This is a genomic window from Chryseobacterium scophthalmum, assembly GCF_900143185.1.
GTDB lineage: Bacteria > Bacteroidota > Bacteroidia > Flavobacteriales > Weeksellaceae > Chryseobacterium > Chryseobacterium scophthalmum.
Map to the genome: position 1 here is coordinate 164,056 of NZ_FSRQ01000005.1, position 20,055 is coordinate 184,110.

The following is a 20,055-nucleotide window of genomic DNA, read 5'->3' on the forward strand; positions in this document are numbered from 1 at the left end:
TTTTGGAAAAAGCAATGAAATGGATTAATAATTAGCAACATGTATCAAAAAAAATAATTAGATTTGTATATTATTTAGATAAAATTAAGATTTATGAAAAAAATAATTACTACTTCTTTACTATTTGGAATTGCTATTTTTAGTAATGGATTATTTGCACAAGAACTTTCTGGTGAGAAAACAAGAATCTTCCAGACAGACAAAATAGAAGATATAAAAAAGGTTTTCAAGAAAGATGAGCTTACTAAATGTTTCGACATCAAACAAGTTCCATACAATCTCTTGTCTTTAAGTGCAAGATATGAAAGAGTAAATGTGATCAACTATTTGTTTGAAAACAATGTAGACGTTAATAAATCTTGTAGCGATACAACTCCTCTTATGTACGCCGCAAGATATGGCTACACCGATACCGTAAAGTTATTTTTAGAAAAAGGAGCTAAAAAAGAGGTAAAAGATCGTAACGGCAAAACAGCAAAAGATTATGCTTTAGAAAACAAACACCCTGAAACGGCTGCACTTCTTTAGAAAAATTAATAATAATATAGCTTAAAACTTCCTTCGGGGAGTTTTTTTGTTTTAAAAACTTTCAAAAACCTTATCTTTGCCAACGAAAAATTAGACACATTAAAGTCTAATATCTAACGTCTAATATCTAACATCTAAAACAAATGTTTCGATCGCACACCAACGGAGAATTATCTCTAAAAAATCTTAATGAAGAAGTTACACTTTCAGGATGGGTACAAACCATTCGTGATAAAGGATTTATGATTTGGATAGATCTTCGAGATCGTTACGGAATTACTCAGCTGGTTTTCGACCAAGACCGTTCTACAGCGGAATTGATGGAAAATGCAAAAAAATTGGGCCGTGAATTTGTGATTCAGGTTACAGGACGCGTCATCGAGAGAGTAAGCAAAAACCCAAATATTCCAACAGGAGAAATTGAAATTTTAGTTGAAAAATTAGAAGTTCTTAATGAATCTCAGCTTCCGCCTTTCACGATTGAAGACGAAACAGACGGAGGGGAAGAATTAAGAATGAAATACCGTTACCTGGATATCAGAAGAGCTCCGGTAAGAGATAAACTGATTTTCCGTCACAAAATGGCGCAAAAGGTTAGAAATTATCTTTCAGACGAAGGATTTATCGAGGTTGAAACTCCAGTTTTAATCAAATCTACTCCGGAAGGAGCGAGAGACTTCGTTGTACCGAGCAGAATGAATCCGGGACAGTTTTACGCATTGCCACAATCTCCACAGACTTTCAAACAATTGTTGATGGTTGGTGGAATGGATAAATATTTCCAGATCGTGAAATGTTTCCGTGACGAAGATTTAAGAGCCGACAGACAGCCGGAATTTACACAGATCGACTGCGAAATGGCTTTTGTAGAGCAGGAAGATGTAATGAATGTTTTTGAAGGAATGACGAAAACGTTAATCAAAGACATTACAGGTCAGGAATTCGGAACTTTCCCAAGAATGACGTTTGCTGATGCAATGCAGAAATACGGAAACGACAAACCGGATATTCGTTTCGGAATGGAGTTCGTAGAATTAAACGATTTAGTAAAAGGAAAAGATTTCAAAATATTTGATGACGCAGAATTGGTTGTCGGAATCAATGTAGAAGGATGTGCAGATTATACAAGAAAGCAAATCGATGAGCTTGTTGATTGGGTGAAAAGACCACAAATCGGAGCTTCAGGAATGGTTTGGGCTAAATTCCAGAATGACGGAGTGAAAACGTCTTCTGTAAATAAATTTTACAATGAGGAAGATTTAGCAAAAATCATCGAGAAATTTGGCGCAAAAGAAGGCGATTTAATGTTAATCCTTTCTGGAAACGAGCACAAAGTAAGAACTCAGCTTTCTGCGTTAAGAATGGAGCTTGGAAATCGTTTAGGATTAAGAAAAGGAGATGTTTTCGCACCACTTTGGGTAGTTGACTTCCCGTTATTGGAATTTGACGAAGAAAGCGGACGTTACCACGCAATGCACCACCCTTTTACTTCTCCAAAACCTGAAGATATTCATTTATTGGAAACTGACCCAGGAAAAGCAAGAGCAAACGCATACGATATGGTTTTGAACGGAAACGAGATCGGTGGAGGTTCTATCAGAATTTTTGATAAAGATCTTCAATCTAAAATGTTTGATCTTTTAGGATTCTCAAAAGAAGAAGCAGAGGCTCAGTTTGGATTCTTGATGAATGCGTTCAAATACGGAGCTCCGCCTCACGGTGGTTTAGCTTTCGGGTTTGACCGTTTGGTAGCTATTTTGGATGGAAACGAAGTGATCAGAGATTACATTGCATTCCCTAAAAATAATTCTGGACGAGATGTGATGATTGATGCGCCTTCTTCGATTGCTGATGAACAGCTTGATGAATTGGAATTACAATTGAATTTAAAAGCATAAATTAGAAGCGGAGATTTTTTCTCCGCTTTTTTATTATGGATACATTCATCTCATTACTTATTACAATTGGATTTATTTTTGCGATAATTGGAGTTGCATTTTTAATTTTATTAATCATAAAAAAATCGACATATTACCCGCCAAACAAACAAGAACAAGCGTCAGACAAAAAAGCCCGGTTAACATATATTTCATTAACTTTAATTACAATAAGTACTTTTTGTTTTGCCGGAGCGAAAGCAATTATAAAAAAGATTTTAAAAATACTTTAGAAGAAAATAAAATTATGTCGCTTGAATTTGATGATGTATTTTTCAGTCAAGATGATATGAATGGAATCTTTAATAAATTTGAATCTACTGAAGGACGTTTTAGATGTGAAAGCTTTACAGGATTTATTAATTTTGAAAATAAAAAAAGTATTCCGATTGAAATAATCAGACATTGTTATGAGAAGAACAGATATATTATTATTTCTAAAAAATATAATATCGACGTAACAATCGGAGATATAAGAACCTCTAAATTTGATTATATTCAAAAAGACACTATTAATTCTCAGTAAAATTGGAATTACAATTGAATTTAAAAGCATAAATTAGAAGCGGAGATCTTTCTCCGCTTTTTTTATTTGAAACATGAAAGAAAAACATAAATGGAAGCTCTGGGAGATCCCGATTGTTATCCTTTGGTTTGTTGGGTTATTCACTTTCTTCCACGGAATTGGTTATTCAAAACAGACTGGTAATTTCGATTTTAAAGCAGGTTATTTTGTAATCGGAATTCTTATTATTCTTCCCGTATATTTTTATATTCGCTCGCTTACTGACAGCGAAAAAGGGTTTCCCATTGAAAATTTTTATAGAGATATTGTTGTTCAGGATATAAAACGTCATAAGATCTGCAAAAATGTAGATTTGAGCCGTGCCATAATTGAAAGTTACGTTTTCGGTGTTGGAAAAGACCAAAATGATTATGCCAATATTTTCTATAATAAAAGTGATATTGAATTTGTAAAAACCAAACTTACAATTGAATATTATGATAAATCTTTACCAACACTTACAGCATTTACCAACATTGATAAATTGATGCTGAAAGAAATTTTTCAAAAACATACTTCTACAAATGTTTATTTTGACAAATATATTCCTACAAATTATTATCTTGATCTTGAATTTTTAATCGATTTGACGTTGAAATCTAATTTAAAAGCATAAAAAAACGAAAAAAAAATTCAGGTTTCTATATTTTAGTAATAATTTTTATTTACAAATATCCATTCTGAACCAACCAAGCTGTAATTCTTTTCAGAGTAAGCGCATTAGGATCTACTGCAGAAGAAAGAAATTTCACATTATCCTTTTGAGGAATAGAAATCACTTTTCTTACGTTGTCTTTAGCGCTAAACAATTCAAAATTCTGAGCATTATTACCTCCTGCAAAATTTACTTTAGCAACCAAAATTCCTCCTGGAATAAAAAATTCATAAAAATCCTGACCGTTTCTATTTCCTGTAGAATTAAAAAATCCAATCTGTTCTCCGCCTTGTTCTATAGCTTTCGTTTCCTTTAATTCAATTGGCCAGCTTTTGTTACGTGAAACTAAAGTATAATTTACGGCAGTTCTTGGCGAAATACCTTTTGAGGCAATTAATTCAGTAATTTTAGCTTCATTCAAATTATTTCCTTCAACAACACCACTCTTCCCGATAAGATTTACAAAACCTTTTTCCATACCTAAAGTTGATAATTTAAAAATCCCAACCTGATTAGTCGGCAAAAATGTAAAGCGATAATACATACTTGTATTGTCATTTTTATCACCTTCAAACTCAGTACTCAAAACGGCAATTACAAGTTTTTCGCCCTCCATTGAGTAAAGATTAAAATTTTTAGTTAAGCCGAGATTCTGTTTCTGCACTTCGACTTTTGCTATTTTCTGACCATCAACCGTAATAATATTATTCTTGTAATCAACTTTTTGCGCAGACAGAAAAATATTAATTCCTAGCGTACATAAAAAAATAAAAATTGTTTTCATCTGAAAATTATTTAGTAGTATCCAAATTACAAATAATTTCTCACGGCACAATCATTGCAAGTTTTTCTAAAAAAGTAAGACAATGAAAGCAATTTGGAACGGTGCCATTGGTTTTGGCTTAGTCAATATTCCTGTGAAGATATATTCTGCGACAGAAACCAGCAAACTCGATCTTGATATGCTGGATAAATCTGACTTTTCTAATATTAAATTCAAAAGAGTTAACGAAAAAACAGGCAAAGAAGTAAAGTGGGCAAACATTGTAAAAGGTTATCTGATGGACGACAAATATGTTGTTCTGGAAGATGAAGATTACGAGGCCGCAAGTCCTGAAAAAACGAAAATTCTTTCTATTGAACATTTCGTAAAAGAAGTCGAAGTAGATTCTGTTTATTTTGAAACTCCCTACTTTCTTGAGCCACAAAAAAACGGCGAAAACGCTTACAGACTTTTAATAAAAGCTTTACAGCAAACTAAAATGGTCGGCATCGGAACTTTTGTTCTTCGCGACAGCGAAGCGATCGGCATGATTCGCCCTTACAATGATGAGGTTTTGGTTTTAAACCGATTAAGATTTGATCAAGAAATCAGAGATTACAAACAGCTTAAAATTCCTGCCAAAAAAGCTCCCAAACCTGCCGAACTGAAGATGGCAAAAAATCTTATCGAGCAGCTTTCAGAACCTTTTGATCCAACATTTTACAAAAATACTTATTCCGCTGAACTGCTTAAAATCATCAAGAAAAAAGCGAAAGGTAAAACCGTAAAACTAAAAAAATCAGAACCTGCAAAACAAGGCAAAGTAATTGATTTAATGGCACAGCTAAAAGCTAGTTTACAAAGTCCAAAATCTAAAAACGCTTCGTGATTATGGCACTTAAAGATTATAACAATAAGAGAAAGTTCGATGAAACTACCGAACCCAAAGGAAAAACAAAAAAAAGCAAAGACCAACTTATTTTTGTAATTCAGAGACATGCTGCATCAAGACTTCACTATGATTTTCGTTTAGAAATGGAAGGCGTTCTGAAAAGCTGGGCTGTTCCGAAAGGGCCATCTTTAAATCCCGAAGACAGACGTTTGGCGATGATGGTTGAAGATCATCCGTACGATTATAAAGATTTTGAAGGAAATATTCCTGAAGGAAATTACGGAGCCGGACAAGTCGAAATCTGGGACAGCGGAACGTATGAACCTTTAGACGAAACCAGTAAACTTTCTGATGAAAAAGAACTGTTGAAAGAATTGAAAGCAGGTTCTTTAAAATTTATTCTTCACGGCAAAAAACTAAAAGGAGAATTTGCTTTGGTTAAAATGAAAAATGCCGAAAATAACGCTTGGCTTTTGATTAAACATAAAGATAAATTTGCTGAAGAAAAATATGATGCTGAAGAAAATATTGCCAAAAATTCTCAGGTGACAAAATTTTTAGAGGAAAAAAAAAGCCTAAAAAGCAACAAAAAGAAGTCATAACTTCTGAAACAAAACCAAAATTTCAACGATTCAATTCTTTAGGTGATGAAAAAAAACTCGAAAAATTCATCAAACCTATGCTTGCAAAATCTTCTGACGATGCTTTTGATCACGAAGACTGGATTTTCGAGATCAAATGGGATGGTTACCGGGCTGTAGCTGATTTAAGCAAAAAAAATCCACTCTTCTATTCCCGGAACGGCATTTCTTTTCTGTCTAAATTTGACACTATTGCCGAAGATTTCATTCAGCAAAAGCACAAAATGATTCTGGATGGCGAAATTGTCGCTTATGATGAAAATGGAAAACCTAACTTCCAATTATTACAGCAAATTGGCGACAATCCAAATTTGGCTTTAACGTATCAGGTTTTTGATTTGCTTTGGCTCAATGGTCATTCTACCGAAGAACTGCCCTTAATTCAAAGAAAAGAGCTTTTAAAAGATGCTTTAATTGAAACAGACCTGATCAAATTTTGTGATCATGTTCCTGAAAAAGGAATTGCCTTTTTTAATCAGATGAAAAAAATGAAGCTGGAAGGAATGATTGCCAAGAAATCGGACAGCATTTATACCGAAAACAGCAGAAGCTCCGATTGGCTTAAAATAAAATTCACGAACACGGAAGAAGCGATTATTTGTGGTTTCACAGAACCAAAAGGTTTCAGACAAGGTTTTGGAGCTTTGATTTTGGGAAAATACATCAATGGAAAATTAATTTATTCAGGACATACCGGAACCGGATTTAATAATGATTTGTTGAATCAACTCCATCAAAGACTAAAAAAATTAGTGATAAAAACATCACCTTTTGAAATCATTCCTAAAACAAATATGCCTGTAACATGGACAAAACCTGAATTGGTCTGCGAAATAAAATATTCTGAAATCACAAAAGGCGGAATGTTCCGTCATCCTGTTTTTGTGGCAATCAGAGAAGATAAAGATGCAAAAGAAATCAGTAATTCAATAAAAAAATCTAATCAGAAAACTACCAAATCTAAAAATATGACGACTAAAAAATCCACAGAAAAAACAGAAAACGATCTTGAGAAAGACACTGAAATTACCCTGAACCGTCATAAAATAAAGCTCACGAATCAGAATAAAATTTATTTTCCGAAAGATAAAATCAGCAAAGGCGATGTTGTGGAATATTATCAGTCTGTAGCCGAATATATTTTACCGCATCTGAAAAACCGTCCGCTTTCTTTAAACCGCTTTCCAAGCGGAATTGATCATTCAGGGTTTTACCAAAAAGACACTGGAGATTCTTTTCCTGATTGGATCAAAACAACCAAAGTTCATTCAGAATCTACCGATAAATATATCGATTATGCTATTTGTAATGATAAAGCGACCTTAGCTTATCTGAATAATCTGGGCTGCATTGATTTCAATCCGTGGAACTCGTCGCTTCCCGATCTGGAACATCCTGATTATTTGGTTTTGGATCTTGATCCTTCGAAGAAAAATAGTTTTGACGATGTCATTGAGACAGCACAACAGGTGAAAGAAGTTTTAGATTTAATTAAAATAAAAGGGCATTGTAAAACTTCAGGAAGTACAGGAATTCATATTTATATTCCAATGGGTGGAGCGTACGATTATGATCAGGTGAAAGATTTTGCCCACATTCTGATGAAGCAGGTGAATGAAAAACTTCCAAAAATCACAACATTAGAAAGAAGTTTACAAAAAAGAGACGACAAAAAAATCTATCTCGATTATCTTCAAAACCGACAGGGACAAACTTTGGCGAGTGTTTACAGTTTGAGACCAAAAGAAGGAGCATCAGTTTCAATGCCGATTGAATGGATCGAACTAAAAAAAGGCTTGAAGCCTACTGATTTTACTATTGAAAATGCTTTGGAAAGAATAAAGGAAAAAGGAGATTTGTTTAAACCTGTTTTAGGAAAGGGAATTGATATGATGAAGGCGCTGGAATTATTGCAGAATGTGGAGTAAATTGTAAAATTTGACAAAAACAAATATTAAACTCAAGCTAAAATATTTTTTAACGCAAAGTTTTTTAACAAAATAAATATTTAAAAGGAGCAAAGATTAATCAACAAGTTGATTTGATGAAGCGGAAGTTTAGCCTACGGAAGCTTCGCCACCAGACTTTCCGGTAAGATTTTTAAAATAAAATAAATCAATTTCCATTTAAAATCGGGAACAATTGTAAAAGAATTTCCAGCATTCACGATATGTTTTGCGACATAATCAGGTTCCATCAGAAGATTTTTGTTGAGATCTAATCCGGCGTTTATTTTTGTATTGATATATCCGCTAACCAAAACATTAACAGTAATATTTCTCTGCACTAATTCCTGTCTTAAACCTGCTAAATAAGTTGTAAAAGCCGCTTTCGTACTTCCGTAAACAAAATTACTTTTTCGACCACGAACCCCTGAAAGAGAAGAAAGCCCAATGATTCTTTCTAATTTTTTATTGCTTTCGTCCATCGCAATAATGTTCAGAATAGAAACTGCACCCATATAATTAACGGTCATCATTTGTTGAGCACTTTTGAAATCGCTTAACGCTTTCTCATTATCAACTAAAAATCCTGCTGCGTAAACAACAAGATGTGGTTTTGTTGGAAGTTGATCATAAAATTTTTGGTGAGAATCAAAATCTTCAGCATCAAAAGATAAAACCGTAACTGTTGAATTGAGATTATTTTGCTGAATAAAATTTTCTAAAGAATGGGTATTTCTGGAAGCAGCAATTATAGAGAATCCTTTTGCAACATATTGTTTAATACATTGTTTAGCAACATCAGAATTGGCTCCGAGAATGAGAACGGTTTTGTTTTGATTCATTGGGCAAAGATATTTTATTTTAAATTTTAAACACAAATTCCACGAATATTTTCACGAATAAACACAACGCGATTAAACGGTTTGTTATTTCGACGAAGGAGATTTAACCATTAAGTTTTAGTTAAGTGGTTAAGATTATTAAGATAGATCTTCACTCTGCTTTGCTGCGTTCTGAGTGACACAGCGTACAAAATGATTATATAAAAAAGAATCGGCGCGGTGACCAAAGGTCACCGCGCCGAAACACAATATTATTTAAAACTAAATTATTTCTTTTCAGTTTCTGTAACTTCTTTTTTGTCAGCTGTAGCTTTGTCTCCAAATCTAGTTGCTGTAAACTCTCTAGAGATCGCTGCTTTTTCAAATTTCAGTTTCCCGGAAAGCGTTTCAATAACAACTCCGTCTTCCTGAATCTGAGCAATTCTTCCGTGAAGACCAGAAGTAAGTACTACTCTGCTTCCCACTTTCAGATCTTCCTGAAATTTTTTCTCCTGCTTCTGTTTTTTCATCTGAGGTCTGATCATCAGAAAATAAAATCCAACAACCATTACTCCCATCATCATCAACATTGTAGTTGAATTTCCCTGAGCAGGTGCTTGTAAAAATAATGTTAACATATTCATTTAATTATGGTTGAATATTAGCATTGAATGTCAATTTTATCGGCGCTTTTTCTACGTTTGCAAAAACATCAGCATATTTTTGTACGCTTCCGTCGAAGTTTGTAGAATCAAAACTCAAAGTAATTTTACCTTTTTTACCCGGCATAATCGGATCTTTTGTAAATTCAGGAGCAGTACATCCGCATCCAGGCTTTACTTCAGAGATAATTAATGGGTTTGTACCTGTATTGGTTACTTCGTAAACGTGGTTTACTTTTGCACCTTTTTTAATCGTTCCAAAATCGAAATTGCTTTCAGATAATGCAATTGTTGTCGTAGGCTGGTTAGATTTTACAGGTGCTGCAGCTTCAGTTCCGGCAACAGCAGGAGTTACAGGTGCAGCTGTAGAATCAGTTGAAGGTGCTGCAGGTGCATTGGTAGAATCTACACCGATTACTTCTGCATTTTGCACTTCTTTATTTTCTTCTTTTTTACAAGAAACCAATCCTAATCCGATTACAGACAAAGCAATAATTGATAATGTCTTTTTCATATTAAATTAATTTTTAATTTATATTCTATTTAAATCTTTACAATATTTATCTAAAATACCGTTGATGAATATGTTTGAACGATCCGTAGCAAATACTTTTGCAATCTCGATATATTCATTAATAATAACTCTTGAAGGGGTAAAAGGAAAATTGTCAAGTTCTGAAATAGCAGTCGTTAAAATAACTTTATCCATCAATGCCACTCTCTCCAAATCCCAGTTTTCAAGACGCTCAGAAAGTTTTTTCTCATTGGTTTCCCAGTTATTCAACGTATCTCTAAGAAGTTTGCTTGCGAAAGTTTTGTCTTCTTCATCTTTAATCATTTTAATTAAAGTGCGGCTTTCTTCATCTTCTTTCAAAAATCCGATTGTTTTTTGAACCATCGAATTTGCAATGTGAATATCATCTGACCAGGTCAATTCTCTATCGCTGATATAATCATGAAAATCATCATTTTCGGCAACATATCTTAAAAATAACTTTCCGATAAATTTCTGATCATCTTCAAAAGAATAACCATCTTCCTTCATAAAATCCTGATAACGTTTTCCGGCAGTCATACGCTGGAAAGTTTTCACCAACATATCATCGTGCAAGTCCCACTTCAAATCTTTATGTTGACCAGAGAAAAATAATCTCTCAGGGTTTTCATCAAGTTTTTTTAAAACCTGATTGTTGATAAATTTTTGATTGGGATTGACATCTGAATCAGTTTTAAAATACTTGTTTTTACCAATTTCCATTTGATTTTCTGCAAGATCCTTCAGACCTACCAAAAAATTCAACTGAAAAATATAGAGATTATAGATTTTCTCTATTCCCGAAAACATGTTTTTTTCTAACACATCAAATTTTATCGGATTTTGGTAGTACGAATACACGGATTCTACTACTTTTTCACGGATTTGTCTTCTTCCTAACATTCAAAGAGCTTTTTATGGGTGCAAAGATATGAAATTTAAAATTTATGAAATTCTCAGTCTGCTTCAATTTTTGTAATTTTGTGAAACTTTATGAAAGCACTCAAAACTCTGAACCCTTACTTTTGGAAGCACAAAATATTATTGTTTTGGGGGTTACTCTTCATCATCGCCAGTAATTTTTTTAACATCTATAAAGTACAGTTTGTCGGAAAATCAGTTGACGAATTGACGAAACACGGAAATCTGGGCTTTAATAAACAGGTTTTAATTTACGTTGCCATTATTGTTGGCTGTTCACTTCTCACAGGATTTTTTACTTTTATGATGCGACAGACCATCATTGTTGCATCAAGAAGGATTGAATATGAGCTGAAAAATAAAATCTACAGACATTATCAGGATTTATCGCTTACAGATTATAAGCAGACAACCATTGGAGACTTAATGAACCGATTAAGTGAAGATATTGTTGCCGTAAGAATGTATTTGGGACCGGGTGTAATGTACGTTGTTAATCTCGTTGTATTACTATTGATTACCAGTTTTTATATGATTAAAACGGATGCATCGATGACGGTTTGGACGTTGTTGCCGCTTCCTATCTTGTCTTACATCATATTTAAAGTAAGCTCGATTATCAATAAAAAATCAAAAGTGATGCAGAAAAGCCAGTCTGCCATTTCCACTTTTGTACAGGATAGTTTTTCAGGAATACGAGTGATAAAATACTTTGCAAAAGAAAAATATATTCAAAAAAATTACGGTATTAAAGTAAGTGATTACCAAGACAAAGCTTTAGATTTAGCAAAAACAGAAGCCTATTTCTTTACCATCATTTTATTTGTAATCGGACTATTGAATGTTGCAGTTATTTTAATTGGCGGGCAAAAATATATTGCAGGCGAACTTACAGTCGGGAAAATTGCAGATTTCTTTATGTACATCAACATTTTGATCTGGCCGTTTTCAATGGTAGGTTGGGTAACTTCAATCAATCAAAGAGCGGAAGCTTCAATGCAAAGAATTAATGAATTTTTGGAAAAACAGTCTGAGATTTACAATAAGAACTTTGAAAATTATCCTATTAAAGGAGATATTGAATTTAGAAATGTATCTTATGTTTATCCAAATACGGGAATTAAGGCACTAGACAATTTAAGTTTTAAAATTGAAGCCGGAAAATCTTTAGCCATCATGGGGAAAACCGGTAGCGGAAAATCGACCATTGCTTTACTTCTATGCAGATTGATTGATCCTACTGAAGGCGAAATTTTGATTGACGGTAAAAATTTAAAAGATCACAATCTGGAAAACTACAGAAATTTCATCGGATACATTCCGCAGGAAAGCTATCTTTTTTCAGATTCTATTGAGCATAATATCGGATTTTCTATCGACAATCCTACTCACGAGAAAGTAGTAGAATATTCTAAAATTGCAGACGTACACAAAAATATTGTTGAGTTTAAAGAACAGTATAAAACAATGGTAGGAGAACGTGGAGTAATGCTTTCGGGAGGTCAGAAACAAAGAATCTGTATTGCAAGAGCGTTAATAAAAGACCCGAATATCATTATTTTTGATGATTCTTTATCCGCTTTAGATACAGAAACCGAACAGAATATCCTTGAAAATATTGACTCTAAAATCAATAACGCAACTTCCATAATCATCACACATAGAGAGTCTAGTGCACAAAGAGCTGACAAAATTCTTAATCTTAGCGAAATTACCAATTCTGCAACTGCATAGTCAAAACATTTGGAATTGTTAAATAAATCATAAAAAAAATTTTGTGATTAAAAGAAATATTTTATATTTGTTCTTAACAAGATTAAAAAAATATCTAATAATGAGTGAATACAAGGAACGCCATGAAAATGAAATTTTCACTAAGGTGTTAAAAGCGGGGAGAAGAACTTATTTCTTTGATGTGCGCGAGACTAAAGCAGGAGATTATTATCTTACGATTACCGAAAGCAAAAAGAATTTCGGAGAGAATGGAGAAGCTACATTCGAGAAGCATAAAATTTATCTTTACAAAGAAGATTTTAAGAGTTTTCAGGAGATGTTTAATGAGTCCACAGATTTCATCATTAACGAAAAAGGTGAGGATGTTATTTCAGAAAAGCATGATAAAGATTTCAAAAGCAGAACTTACACTATAGATTCTGACGACGAAGTTTAAATCAAAACATATCTAAAAAAACACAAGCATCTGAAAAAGGATGCTTTTTTTATGGCTATATTCTCACTTTTTGGGAGGATACAATATTCCATTTTTAAATAAAAAAAACACATTTTCAAAAAGAAAATGTGTTTAATGTGGGTGAATGAGGGGTCTCGAACCCCCGACCTCCGGAACCACAATCCGGCGCTCTAACCAACTGAGCTACAATCACCGTTTTTGGTGGTGCAAATATAGGAAAGAATTTTTAATTACCAAACAATTCCATCAAAATTTTTCAAAGCAATTAACTTCTCAGACGTAAATCCCTCAGCATAAGTAACTCCCGAGAGTCTTCCTAAATCCTGAGCACGGTAAGTTAAGCTTTCATAAAAATCTTTTGATGTAATCGGAGTTTCTGGTTCTTTAGAAGTTGGATCATAAAACTGAGTTTTAAATGCCATACATGCTTCTAGTTTTTTATCAAGATGTTCTGAGATATCAATCACAAATTCCGACTGAATATGTTTCCACTGGATATAATGGAAAATTTGCTTAGGTCTCCACACTTCCTGAATTTCACCGTTTAAAACAGTTTCAATTTTTCTTAATCCGGCCAAAAAGCACGCATCTGACACTAATTTCGCTGCTTTTGCGTGATCTGGATGTCTATCATCAATCGCATTGGCCAAAACGATTTCTGGCCTATATTTACGGATCATTTTTACAATCTCCATTTGATATTCTTCAGAATTGACAAGGAAACCATCTTTTAATCCTAAATTTTCTCTTTCAGCTACTCCCAAAATTTTGGCAGCTTCAGTTGCTTCCTCTTTTCTTGTCTGGTCGGTTCCTCTTGTTCCAAGTTCTCCTTTTGTTAAATCAACAATAACGCAGGTTTTTCCTTCCGAAATTAATTTAGCTATTGTTCCGCCACATCCCAATTCCACATCATCCGGATGAGCTCCAAAAGCAAGTATATCTGTTTTCATATTTTTGATAATAATTTAAATGATGCTATCGCTTTCAAAGTTCGACTTCATCAATTCAAAGATAAGGTTTAAACAAAAACTTCCCAAACATTACGAATGGGAAGTTTTTATATGAATAATTTAAATTTTAAATTACTTATTGATTTCTGCATTTAGTTTTACAGCATCCTGATAAGAAGGGTCTAATTGTAAAGATTTTGCAACATAATCTTTTGCTTTTGCTAGATCTTTATCTTTCTCAAGATATGCTACTGCAAAATATGCGTAAGCAAGAGTTTGCTTGTTAGCTTCCACTTCTGTAGGTTTTACGGTAGCAATAAATTTCTCATAAGAAACTTTTGCAGTCTCATTATTTCCTTTCTGTTGGTATGCATATCCTTGACTGTAATAAGCAGGTGCCCAATCAGGCAATAAACTACTCATTTTTTGCCAAGCTAAGATTGCTCCATCCCAGTTTTTTACATCCTGATAAGCATTTGCTAATTTATACAATGCATCGGAGCTTTCAGGATTGGCAGCTACTTCTTTTCTTGCAACTTCTACTTCCGGAGAAGTTGGTCCTGCATTAATACTTGACTGCGTTGCACCTCCACCATTGATTTTAATCATTTCCAAATCCCATTTCAATGTTTGGTCTTTAGCAGCTTTCGCAATAGCAATTTTTTGTTGAGATTCAGCTTGCAAGGCAGCTTTTTTAGCTGCATCTGTTTCAGTTTTAGCCAAACCAGCAGCGATTAACCCCATCAATCCTTGATCTGCAGGTTGAACTCTTGATTTTTCAGCTTTAGATACGAAAGAATCCATATTTTGTTTTGCCTCAGCATATTGACCGTCTGCATAATTCACATATGATCTCAATTTGAACTTAATAGGATCGTCAATCTTATCAAAGATTTTATCTAAAATTGCTTTTGAATTTGCATAATCTTCATTAGTGAAATACAATTTTGCAATCTCCAATTGAGTATAAGGATCTTCATCTGCATATTTTGTATAATTAATCAAATCCTGAGTTGCCTTTGCATTCTCCTGATATTTGATATCATAAGCAGCCAATGCTTTGTATGCCGGTGCATAGGTAGGATCAGTCGAAATTGCTTTATCAATACTTGTTTTAGCTTGTTGCCACTGTTGAGCCGCCATCCATAAAGTTCCAATTCTTGTATATACTGAAGCTTTATTTTTTGCTAATGGTAATGCGTTGTCATAGGCAGTCATCGCATCTCCAGGAACTCTTTTCAGTCTGTATGCGTCCCCTAAAGTATAGTAATAATACGCAGGAACTTCTTTTCTAGAAGCTCTTTCAATAGCTTTATTCAAAAATTGAACTGCTAAATCCGGAGAGTTATTCTTTTCAAATAAGGTCAATGCTTCAGCTGCTCTAAACAATACCGCAGCATCTTTTTCTCTAGAATCTGAAACAATCTTTTGGATCTCTGCAATAGCAGATTTATCACCTTTACCAAGCTTAACTGTAGCTAAACCAATTTGATTTAAATAGCTTTTTTTATCTGCAGCTAAACCTTTATTAAAGTTCTCTGTAGCCTGAGCGAAATCTGGTTCACCCTGTCTTAAAAAAGTATTTCCTAGGTAGAAATAATTTTCTGCTGTAGGTTCTTTTGCAATCATAGACGTGAAATTGGTTTTCGCAGCAGCAAACTTATCGCTATCCATGCTGTTAATACCATCCTGCAATGTCTGTGCAAAGGCAAAATTGGTAAAAAATACCACTGATGCTCCTAAAGCAATCTTCTTTACATTCATAATCATTATATCTTTCATTATTATTTTTAAATCTGTATTCTTAAAAACCGAATTACAAATACACAATTTTCAGACCAATATAATAAAATCGGTTTGAAACGAGGTATTTTTTAATATTTTTTAACGCATCTGTACTTGTCTCGGATAAATATTATAAGGTTGTAATCCTTCTTTTTGAACGATTTTCTGCCCCAAATGAGTACAAGAATATCTTATAAACCCATTTGCAATATTAAACCCACCCTCGTTGGTAAGAAAATATAATACTCTTGTGAAGGGATATTTCATCTCGCGAAGACCGCTAAAATCTGGAGAATAAGATTGACCTGCACTTACAACAGGAAGAATTTTTATCATTCCTCTTAATTTCTCAGTTTCTTTATCATAAGGTCTGCTGATTGTGTTTAAGCCGATTACCCCTATTTTATTAGGGTATTTATTTAATTCTTCGATAACATTTACACTCCCAGGAATAATTGAAAATTTCAAATCTTTAGGAAGTTTCTTCAATTTTTGAGCTACAAAGTTTAGATTACTTGAATTTGTTCCGTCAAATACAAAATTCTTATCATCCGACTGCAAGCCTGAAGTGATTTCTTCCATTGTAATACTTGATTTTTCAGAATTTTTCGGAACAAAAAATACTACAGCATCTGCAGCAAAGTTTGCAGGCTCGATTTTCATATCAACTTTATCTTCGTAGGCTTTAATCTCTTCAGGAGATAATGTCTTAGACATCACCGCAATTCTTGCTTTATTATTCAGCAAATCAAGAAACCCCAGATCTTCTTTTTGTGTAACCACTTTTATTTTAGTATCAGGATAGCTAATCATATAGCCTTCTGCTAAAGCTTCTGTAACACTTTTAAAAGATTCATCCGTTAAAATTATCATTTCACCTTTGTTATATGAAACGGTGCTTTCTTCTTTTTTTGAACAGCTTATCAACAAACCTGTGAAGAAAATCATTGAAAAAACAGCACTAAACTTCATCTTCGTCTGTATTTCTGAATTTTGATATTACTCTCCAAATTCTGAAGATTCCGTAAAGTATTAATACCGCTCCTAGGGAGTATGCATATATAGGCTCGAGAAATTTGTAAATCATCATTACGATACCTAAGACTACGTAACAAATTCCTGCGACCAAGGATAACCAATTGAACATCATACAACAAAAATATTAAAAAAAATAAAAAGAGAAGCATAAGCTTCTCTTTTTTAATTATTATGAAACAAATTCTTATTCAAAATTTAATTTCATAGGCATTCTAAATCTATATCTAACAGACTGACCATTAATCTTAGCCGGTGCCCATTTTGTTTTAATAGATTTTACAGTTCTTACAGCTTCAGAATTAAAGTCAGGATTTTTACCATTCACTTTAATGTCTGTAATACTACCATCTCTTTCTACAACGAAAGTAATCTCACCACTCACTGTTCCTTCTGCTTCTACAGAAGATGAATCGAAGTTACCAATTACTTTATTTCTAAACGCATTGATACCTCCTGGATATTCTGCAGTTTGCTCCACCTCACTATATACTTGCGTATCACTTACCTGAGGCTTAACTTCAGCTGTTGAGGCTTTAGTTCCTGTAGATGGCGGTGGCGGTGGTGGTGTATAAGCAGGAGCTTTTACCCCTTCTTGAGCTACCAAACCTGTAGTAGTTTCTAATTGCTTAGAAATTGGTGGTGGTGGTGTCTCAATTTTAGGAGCTTTCACCGGTTCCGGAACTACGTTTTGGATAATTTCAATTTTCTCTTCTTCCACTGGCGGTGGTGGTGGCGGTGGTTCTTCTTCTTTTGGCTGCTCGATGATAGGATCTTCTTCGATAATTTCAACCAAATCAGATTTCACCTCTACAGCTTCCTTTTCATTCATACTCTTAATAGTCATATAAATAAAAGGAGATAAAGCAGTCACCAAGAATAATCCTGTACCGATGATAAAAGACTTTGTCAGTAATCTAGGATACTGATGTCTTAGATCGTAAGCACCATATTCTTTATTTCTATTTTCAAATACAATCTCGTCTAAAGTAAGATTTTGACTGTAAATATTTTCATCTGCCATTGTATTGCAAATTTAAGTGTTATATACTTTGTAGTAACAAATTAGTTACCAACTTTCTTATCATAAACAGCTTTTTCATAAGGCTTAAGATCGGTAACCCCATATCTTTCGCTTTTTGTAATTGCCATTTCATCAAGAATATCTACAAAGTTCTTATATACTGCATCGTCAGTAGGCTTAATAATCACTGTAAACAGATCTTTCTTCTTAGCCTTTGCTTTTGCTTGCTTAATTATCTCTCTAATTCCTTCTCTATCTAAGTTGGTTTCCATCATAGTCTGGTCATTAAGACCTGCTTGGTCTTGCTGATGCCAAAATACTCTGTTATCTTTTCCTAAAAGTAAGGTAATTGAATTTGAAAGATCAATTTCTGTTGGAGGTTGCGGCTGATTTTCTTTTGGTTTAGCCGGCAATCCTAAATCCATTACATTTGGTTTACTAAACGTTGATGTAAACATAAAGAACATCAATAGTAAGAAATTAAGGTCAACCATTGGTGTCATATCGACAGCAGGGTTGTTCTTCTTGGATCGAACTTTACCACCTTTGGCGCTCTTATCCTGTACTTGTACTTGTGCCATTTCTTCTTCTTAATTATTCGTTAGGTTTACCTTCTTGAGACGTAATCAACCAAAATTTAAGAAAATTAATATCTCTTAAACCCTCAAATAAACTTTTCACTTTAGGATATTCTGTTGTAACATCACCCTTAATTGCTAATTTGTAATCAGGATTAACGCTTAAACTTTGTTCTACCCAGTCAGTTAACTGCTTATTTGTACTATCCATAGGAATCCCTGTAGGACTCTTATAACTTTTCTGCTCATCTTCTGGCAAATCCAAATAGCTTCTCAATTGGTTCATAGGAACACCAATCGCTTGTACTTTTTGGAATGAAGCTTTTTGTTTATTATCAAAAGTAACATTGTACTTTTTGCCCATTTTTTCTAAAAGCTCTAATCTCTCTGTTGCATTTTCTACAGGCTGGAAATAAAATTTTCCATCCGGAGTAGCATTAATAGTCATTAAACTTGCATCAGGAAGTAACTTCTCTGAGATTGAAGATGGCGGTTTGATCTGCTCCACATCAGGCTTTTTGAACTGAGTGGTCATAATAAAGAACGTAAGTAGTAGGAACGTAACGTCGCACATTGCGGTCATATCCGTAACTACACCATGTCTTTTTGGTTTTATTCTCGCCATTATTTATTATCTAATTATTAAAACTTCTTTTTTTGTGTAAAAACACAGTTCACTATTTCTTAGTGAAATTCTGCAAAAGACTGCTGAATGCTCATAGCGATCTCGTCGATCTTATAAGTCAATCCGTCAATTTTAGAAGTAAAGAAGTTGTAAAGGATAATCGCTACTGCAGAAGTACCAATACCTAATGCCGTGTTGATCAACGCTTCAGAGATACCGATTGATAATGCAGCCGCATCCGGAGTACCACCTCCAGCTCCTAAAGCGAAGAATGCTCTAATCATCCCGATTACTGTTCCCAATAGTGCTACTAATGTTGCAACAGTACCTAAAGTAGAAAGAATCATCATGTTTTTCTCTAACATTGGCATCTCAAGAGTTGTAGCCTCTTCGATTGCTTTGTTAAGAGCAACCATTTTCTGCTCTTTATTAAGAGTAGTATCGTGAGCTAAAGCTTTGTAAGTAGTAAGACCTTCTTTCACAACGTTCCCTACAGAACCTTGTTGTCTGTCACACTCTTCTAAAGCCTCGTCAACTTTATTGCTATTTAATAAACTTCTTACTTTTACTACGAAGTTATCTACGTTACCTGCACCTGAAGCTTTGTTCAAAACAAAATATCTTTCAAATGAGAAAACAATTACAGTAATCATGAATGTTACCAATAATGGTACAATAATACCTCCCATGTAGATCATACCTAAAAATCCTTCAGGATGCATCTCTTTACCTTCAACATCAGAAAACGCTACTGATGCACCTGCCAATCTTGGATCAGCTTTAAAGTTACCCGGGCTACCCAATACGAATAACCAAATACAAATTCCTATAACCAATAGAATAGGAATAATTACAGCTGGATTAAGACCTCCTGCTTTTCTAGCAACTACTTGCTCATCATTTTTTGAAACATTCATTTCCATATTTAACTAAATTATATTGTTTTAAAATTTTAAAGTTGTAAAATAAAGGCAAAATTAATTAAAATCCAATAGTATCAA

22 protein-coding genes and 1 tRNA gene are annotated in these 20,055 nt (G+C 33.8%); 9 read left to right on the top strand and 14 right to left on the bottom strand.

Annotation, left to right across the window (positions count from 1 at the left end; genetic code table 11):
* Positions 1-93: 93 nt before the first annotated feature.
* The 4 genes from BUR17_RS18905 (at position 94) to BUR17_RS18925 (ending at position 3,646) form a co-directional block, all read left to right on the top strand.
* Positions 94-528: an ankyrin repeat domain-containing protein gene (locus BUR17_RS18905; RefSeq protein WP_074232046.1), complete on the top strand. Its 435-nt coding sequence runs from the start codon at positions 94-96 to the stop codon at positions 526-528.
* A 143-nt stretch (positions 529-671) separates the two neighbouring features.
* Positions 672-2,426: an aspartate--tRNA ligase gene (gene aspS / locus BUR17_RS18910; RefSeq protein ID WP_074232047.1), complete on the top strand. Its 1,755-nt coding sequence runs from the start codon at positions 672-674 to the stop codon at positions 2,424-2,426.
* A gap of 286 nt (positions 2,427-2,712) precedes the next feature.
* Positions 2,713-2,991, top strand: coding sequence for a hypothetical protein (locus BUR17_RS18920; protein WP_074232049.1), 279 nt, complete (start codon positions 2,713-2,715; stop codon positions 2,989-2,991).
* Between the two features lie 73 nt (positions 2,992-3,064).
* Positions 3,065-3,646, top strand: a complete 582-nt coding sequence (locus BUR17_RS18925) for a hypothetical protein (RefSeq protein ID WP_074232050.1) — start codon at positions 3,065-3,067, stop codon at positions 3,644-3,646.
* 49 nt (positions 3,647-3,695) lie between these two features.
* Here BUR17_RS18925 and BUR17_RS18930 read toward each other — a convergent pair whose 3' ends face one another.
* A complete protein-coding gene (locus BUR17_RS18930; RefSeq protein ID WP_074232051.1) occupies positions 3,696-4,469 on the bottom strand; it encodes a hypothetical protein in 774 nt (257 codons plus the stop codon).
* 82 nt (positions 4,470-4,551) lie between these two features.
* Between BUR17_RS18930 and ku the strand changes: the two genes are divergently transcribed.
* From ku to ligD, 3 genes are all read left to right on the top strand, one after another.
* A complete protein-coding gene (gene ku / locus BUR17_RS18935; RefSeq protein ID WP_074232052.1) occupies positions 4,552-5,337 on the top strand; it encodes a non-homologous end joining protein Ku in 786 nt (261 codons plus the stop codon).
* A 2-nt stretch (positions 5,338-5,339) separates the two neighbouring features.
* Positions 5,340-5,942 carry a DNA polymerase ligase N-terminal domain-containing protein gene (locus BUR17_RS18940; protein ID WP_074232053.1) on the top strand — a complete coding sequence of 201 codons (603 nt, stop codon included), beginning with the start codon at positions 5,340-5,342 and terminating at the stop codon, positions 5,940-5,942.
* 77 nt (positions 5,943-6,019) lie between these two features.
* On the top strand, positions 6,020-7,909 hold the full coding sequence (gene ligD, locus BUR17_RS18945; protein WP_074232054.1) for a DNA ligase D: 1,890 nt from the start codon (positions 6,020-6,022) through the stop codon (positions 7,907-7,909).
* A 134-nt stretch (positions 7,910-8,043) separates the two neighbouring features.
* Here the strand turns inward: ligD and BUR17_RS18950 are convergent, their stop codons facing one another.
* The 4 genes from BUR17_RS18950 to nusB form a co-directional block, all read right to left on the bottom strand.
* Entirely contained in the window at positions 8,044-8,769 is a 726-nt protein-coding gene (locus BUR17_RS18950) for an SDR family NAD(P)-dependent oxidoreductase (RefSeq protein ID WP_074232055.1), read from the bottom strand.
* A gap of 266 nt (positions 8,770-9,035) precedes the next feature.
* The gene (yajC, locus tag BUR17_RS18955) at positions 9,036-9,392 is read right to left on the bottom strand and encodes a preprotein translocase subunit YajC (protein ID WP_074232056.1); all 357 of its coding nucleotides are present in this window, start codon (positions 9,390-9,392) and stop codon (positions 9,036-9,038) included.
* A gap of 4 nt (positions 9,393-9,396) precedes the next feature.
* Entirely contained in the window at positions 9,397-9,924 is a 528-nt protein-coding gene (locus BUR17_RS18960) for a DUF1573 domain-containing protein (RefSeq protein ID WP_074232057.1), read from the bottom strand.
* Positions 9,925-9,942: 18 nt separating this feature from the next.
* Positions 9,943-10,848 carry a transcription antitermination factor NusB gene (nusB, locus tag BUR17_RS18965; RefSeq protein WP_074232058.1) on the bottom strand — a complete coding sequence of 302 codons (906 nt, stop codon included), beginning with the start codon at positions 10,846-10,848 and terminating at the stop codon, positions 9,943-9,945.
* 90 nt (positions 10,849-10,938) lie between these two features.
* On the opposite strand from nusB, the gene BUR17_RS18970 reads away from it, so the two are divergent.
* Both BUR17_RS18970 and BUR17_RS18975 read left to right on the top strand, forming a co-directional pair.
* Complete coding sequence (locus BUR17_RS18970) at positions 10,939-12,600, top strand: ABC transporter ATP-binding protein (RefSeq protein WP_074232059.1); 1,662 nt, start codon at positions 10,939-10,941, stop codon at positions 12,598-12,600.
* 100 nt (positions 12,601-12,700) lie between these two features.
* Positions 12,701-13,036, top strand: coding sequence for a DUF3276 family protein (locus tag BUR17_RS18975; protein WP_029295477.1), 336 nt, complete (start codon positions 12,701-12,703; stop codon positions 13,034-13,036).
* 139 nt (positions 13,037-13,175) lie between these two features.
* Here the strand turns inward: BUR17_RS18975 and BUR17_RS18980 are convergent.
* The 9 genes from BUR17_RS18980 to BUR17_RS19020 form a co-directional block, all read right to left on the bottom strand.
* Positions 13,176-13,251 (bottom strand) — tRNA-His (locus BUR17_RS18980).
* A 36-nt stretch (positions 13,252-13,287) separates the two neighbouring features.
* Complete coding sequence (bshB1, locus tag BUR17_RS18985) at positions 13,288-14,007, bottom strand: bacillithiol biosynthesis deacetylase BshB1 (protein ID WP_074232060.1); 720 nt, start codon at positions 14,005-14,007, stop codon at positions 13,288-13,290.
* A 132-nt stretch (positions 14,008-14,139) separates the two neighbouring features.
* Positions 14,140-15,789 (bottom strand): tetratricopeptide repeat protein, encoded by a 1,650-nt coding sequence (locus tag BUR17_RS18990; protein ID WP_074232061.1) that lies wholly within the window; start codon positions 15,787-15,789, stop codon positions 14,140-14,142.
* Between the two features lie 102 nt (positions 15,790-15,891).
* Positions 15,892-16,764, bottom strand: coding sequence for a PstS family phosphate ABC transporter substrate-binding protein (locus BUR17_RS18995; RefSeq protein ID WP_074232062.1), 873 nt, complete (start codon positions 16,762-16,764; stop codon positions 15,892-15,894).
* Positions 16,754-16,942 (bottom strand): C4-dicarboxylate ABC transporter, encoded by a 189-nt coding sequence (locus BUR17_RS21105; protein ID WP_228418855.1) that lies wholly within the window; start codon positions 16,940-16,942, stop codon positions 16,754-16,756. Before BUR17_RS21105 ends, BUR17_RS18995 begins: the two co-directional genes overlap by 11 nt.
* A 72-nt stretch (positions 16,943-17,014) precedes the next feature.
* Positions 17,015-17,851 carry an energy transducer TonB gene (locus BUR17_RS19005; RefSeq protein WP_074232063.1) on the bottom strand — a complete coding sequence of 279 codons (837 nt, stop codon included), beginning with the start codon at positions 17,849-17,851 and terminating at the stop codon, positions 17,015-17,017.
* 41 nt (positions 17,852-17,892) lie between these two features.
* Positions 17,893-18,432 carry an ExbD/TolR family protein gene (locus tag BUR17_RS19010; protein ID WP_074232064.1) on the bottom strand — a complete coding sequence of 180 codons (540 nt, stop codon included), beginning with the start codon at positions 18,430-18,432 and terminating at the stop codon, positions 17,893-17,895.
* A 13-nt stretch (positions 18,433-18,445) separates the two neighbouring features.
* Positions 18,446-19,054, bottom strand: coding sequence for an ExbD/TolR family protein (locus BUR17_RS19015; RefSeq protein WP_074232065.1), 609 nt, complete (start codon positions 19,052-19,054; stop codon positions 18,446-18,448).
* 59 nt (positions 19,055-19,113) lie between these two features.
* Positions 19,114-19,977 carry a MotA/TolQ/ExbB proton channel family protein gene (locus BUR17_RS19020; RefSeq protein ID WP_074232066.1) on the bottom strand — a complete coding sequence of 288 codons (864 nt, stop codon included), beginning with the start codon at positions 19,975-19,977 and terminating at the stop codon, positions 19,114-19,116.
* Between the last annotated feature and the right edge of the window lie 78 nt (positions 19,978-20,055).

Coding starts and splice junctions, on each gene's coding strand:
- BUR17_RS19015 (WP_074232065.1), bottom strand. CDS start 19,054: ATGGCGAGAATAAAACCAAAAAGACATGGTGTAGTTACGGATATGACC.
- BUR17_RS21105 (WP_228418855.1), bottom strand. CDS start 16,942: ATGATGTTCAATTGGTTATCCTTGGTCGCAGGAATTTGTTACGTAGTC.
- BUR17_RS18995 (WP_074232062.1), bottom strand. CDS start 16,764: ATGAAGTTTAGTGCTGTTTTTTCAATGATTTTCTTCACAGGTTTGTTG.
- BUR17_RS18970 (WP_074232059.1), top strand. CDS start 10,939: ATGAAAGCACTCAAAACTCTGAACCCTTACTTTTGGAAGCACAAAATA.
- BUR17_RS19005 (WP_074232063.1), bottom strand. CDS start 17,851: ATGGCAGATGAAAATATTTACAGTCAAAATCTTACTTTAGACGAGATT.
- BUR17_RS18930 (WP_074232051.1), bottom strand. CDS start 4,469: ATGAAAACAATTTTTATTTTTTTATGTACGCTAGGAATTAATATTTTT.
- BUR17_RS18920 (WP_074232049.1), top strand. CDS start 2,713: ATGTCGCTTGAATTTGATGATGTATTTTTCAGTCAAGATGATATGAAT.
- yajC (WP_074232056.1), bottom strand. CDS start 9,392: ATGAATATGTTAACATTATTTTTACAAGCACCTGCTCAGGGAAATTCA.
- BUR17_RS18940 (WP_074232053.1), top strand. CDS start 5,340: ATGGCACTTAAAGATTATAACAATAAGAGAAAGTTCGATGAAACTACC.
- nusB (WP_074232058.1), bottom strand. CDS start 10,848: ATGTTAGGAAGAAGACAAATCCGTGAAAAAGTAGTAGAATCCGTGTAT.
- ku (WP_074232052.1), top strand. CDS start 4,552: ATGAAAGCAATTTGGAACGGTGCCATTGGTTTTGGCTTAGTCAATATT.
- BUR17_RS18905 (WP_074232046.1), top strand. CDS start 94: ATGAAAAAAATAATTACTACTTCTTTACTATTTGGAATTGCTATTTTT.
- ligD (WP_074232054.1), top strand. CDS start 6,020: ATGCTTGCAAAATCTTCTGACGATGCTTTTGATCACGAAGACTGGATT.
- BUR17_RS18975 (WP_029295477.1), top strand. CDS start 12,701: ATGAGTGAATACAAGGAACGCCATGAAAATGAAATTTTCACTAAGGTG.
- BUR17_RS18950 (WP_074232055.1), bottom strand. CDS start 8,769: ATGAATCAAAACAAAACCGTTCTCATTCTCGGAGCCAATTCTGATGTT.
- BUR17_RS19010 (WP_074232064.1), bottom strand. CDS start 18,432: ATGGCACAAGTACAAGTACAGGATAAGAGCGCCAAAGGTGGTAAAGTT.
- aspS (WP_074232047.1), top strand. CDS start 672: ATGTTTCGATCGCACACCAACGGAGAATTATCTCTAAAAAATCTTAAT.
- BUR17_RS19020 (WP_074232066.1), bottom strand. CDS start 19,977: ATGGAAATGAATGTTTCAAAAAATGATGAGCAAGTAGTTGCTAGAAAA.
- bshB1 (WP_074232060.1), bottom strand. CDS start 14,007: ATGAAAACAGATATACTTGCTTTTGGAGCTCATCCGGATGATGTGGAA.
- BUR17_RS18990 (WP_074232061.1), bottom strand. CDS start 15,789: ATGAAAGATATAATGATTATGAATGTAAAGAAGATTGCTTTAGGAGCA.
- BUR17_RS18925 (WP_074232050.1), top strand. CDS start 3,065: ATGAAAGAAAAACATAAATGGAAGCTCTGGGAGATCCCGATTGTTATC.
- BUR17_RS18960 (WP_074232057.1), bottom strand. CDS start 9,924: ATGAAAAAGACATTATCAATTATTGCTTTGTCTGTAATCGGATTAGGA.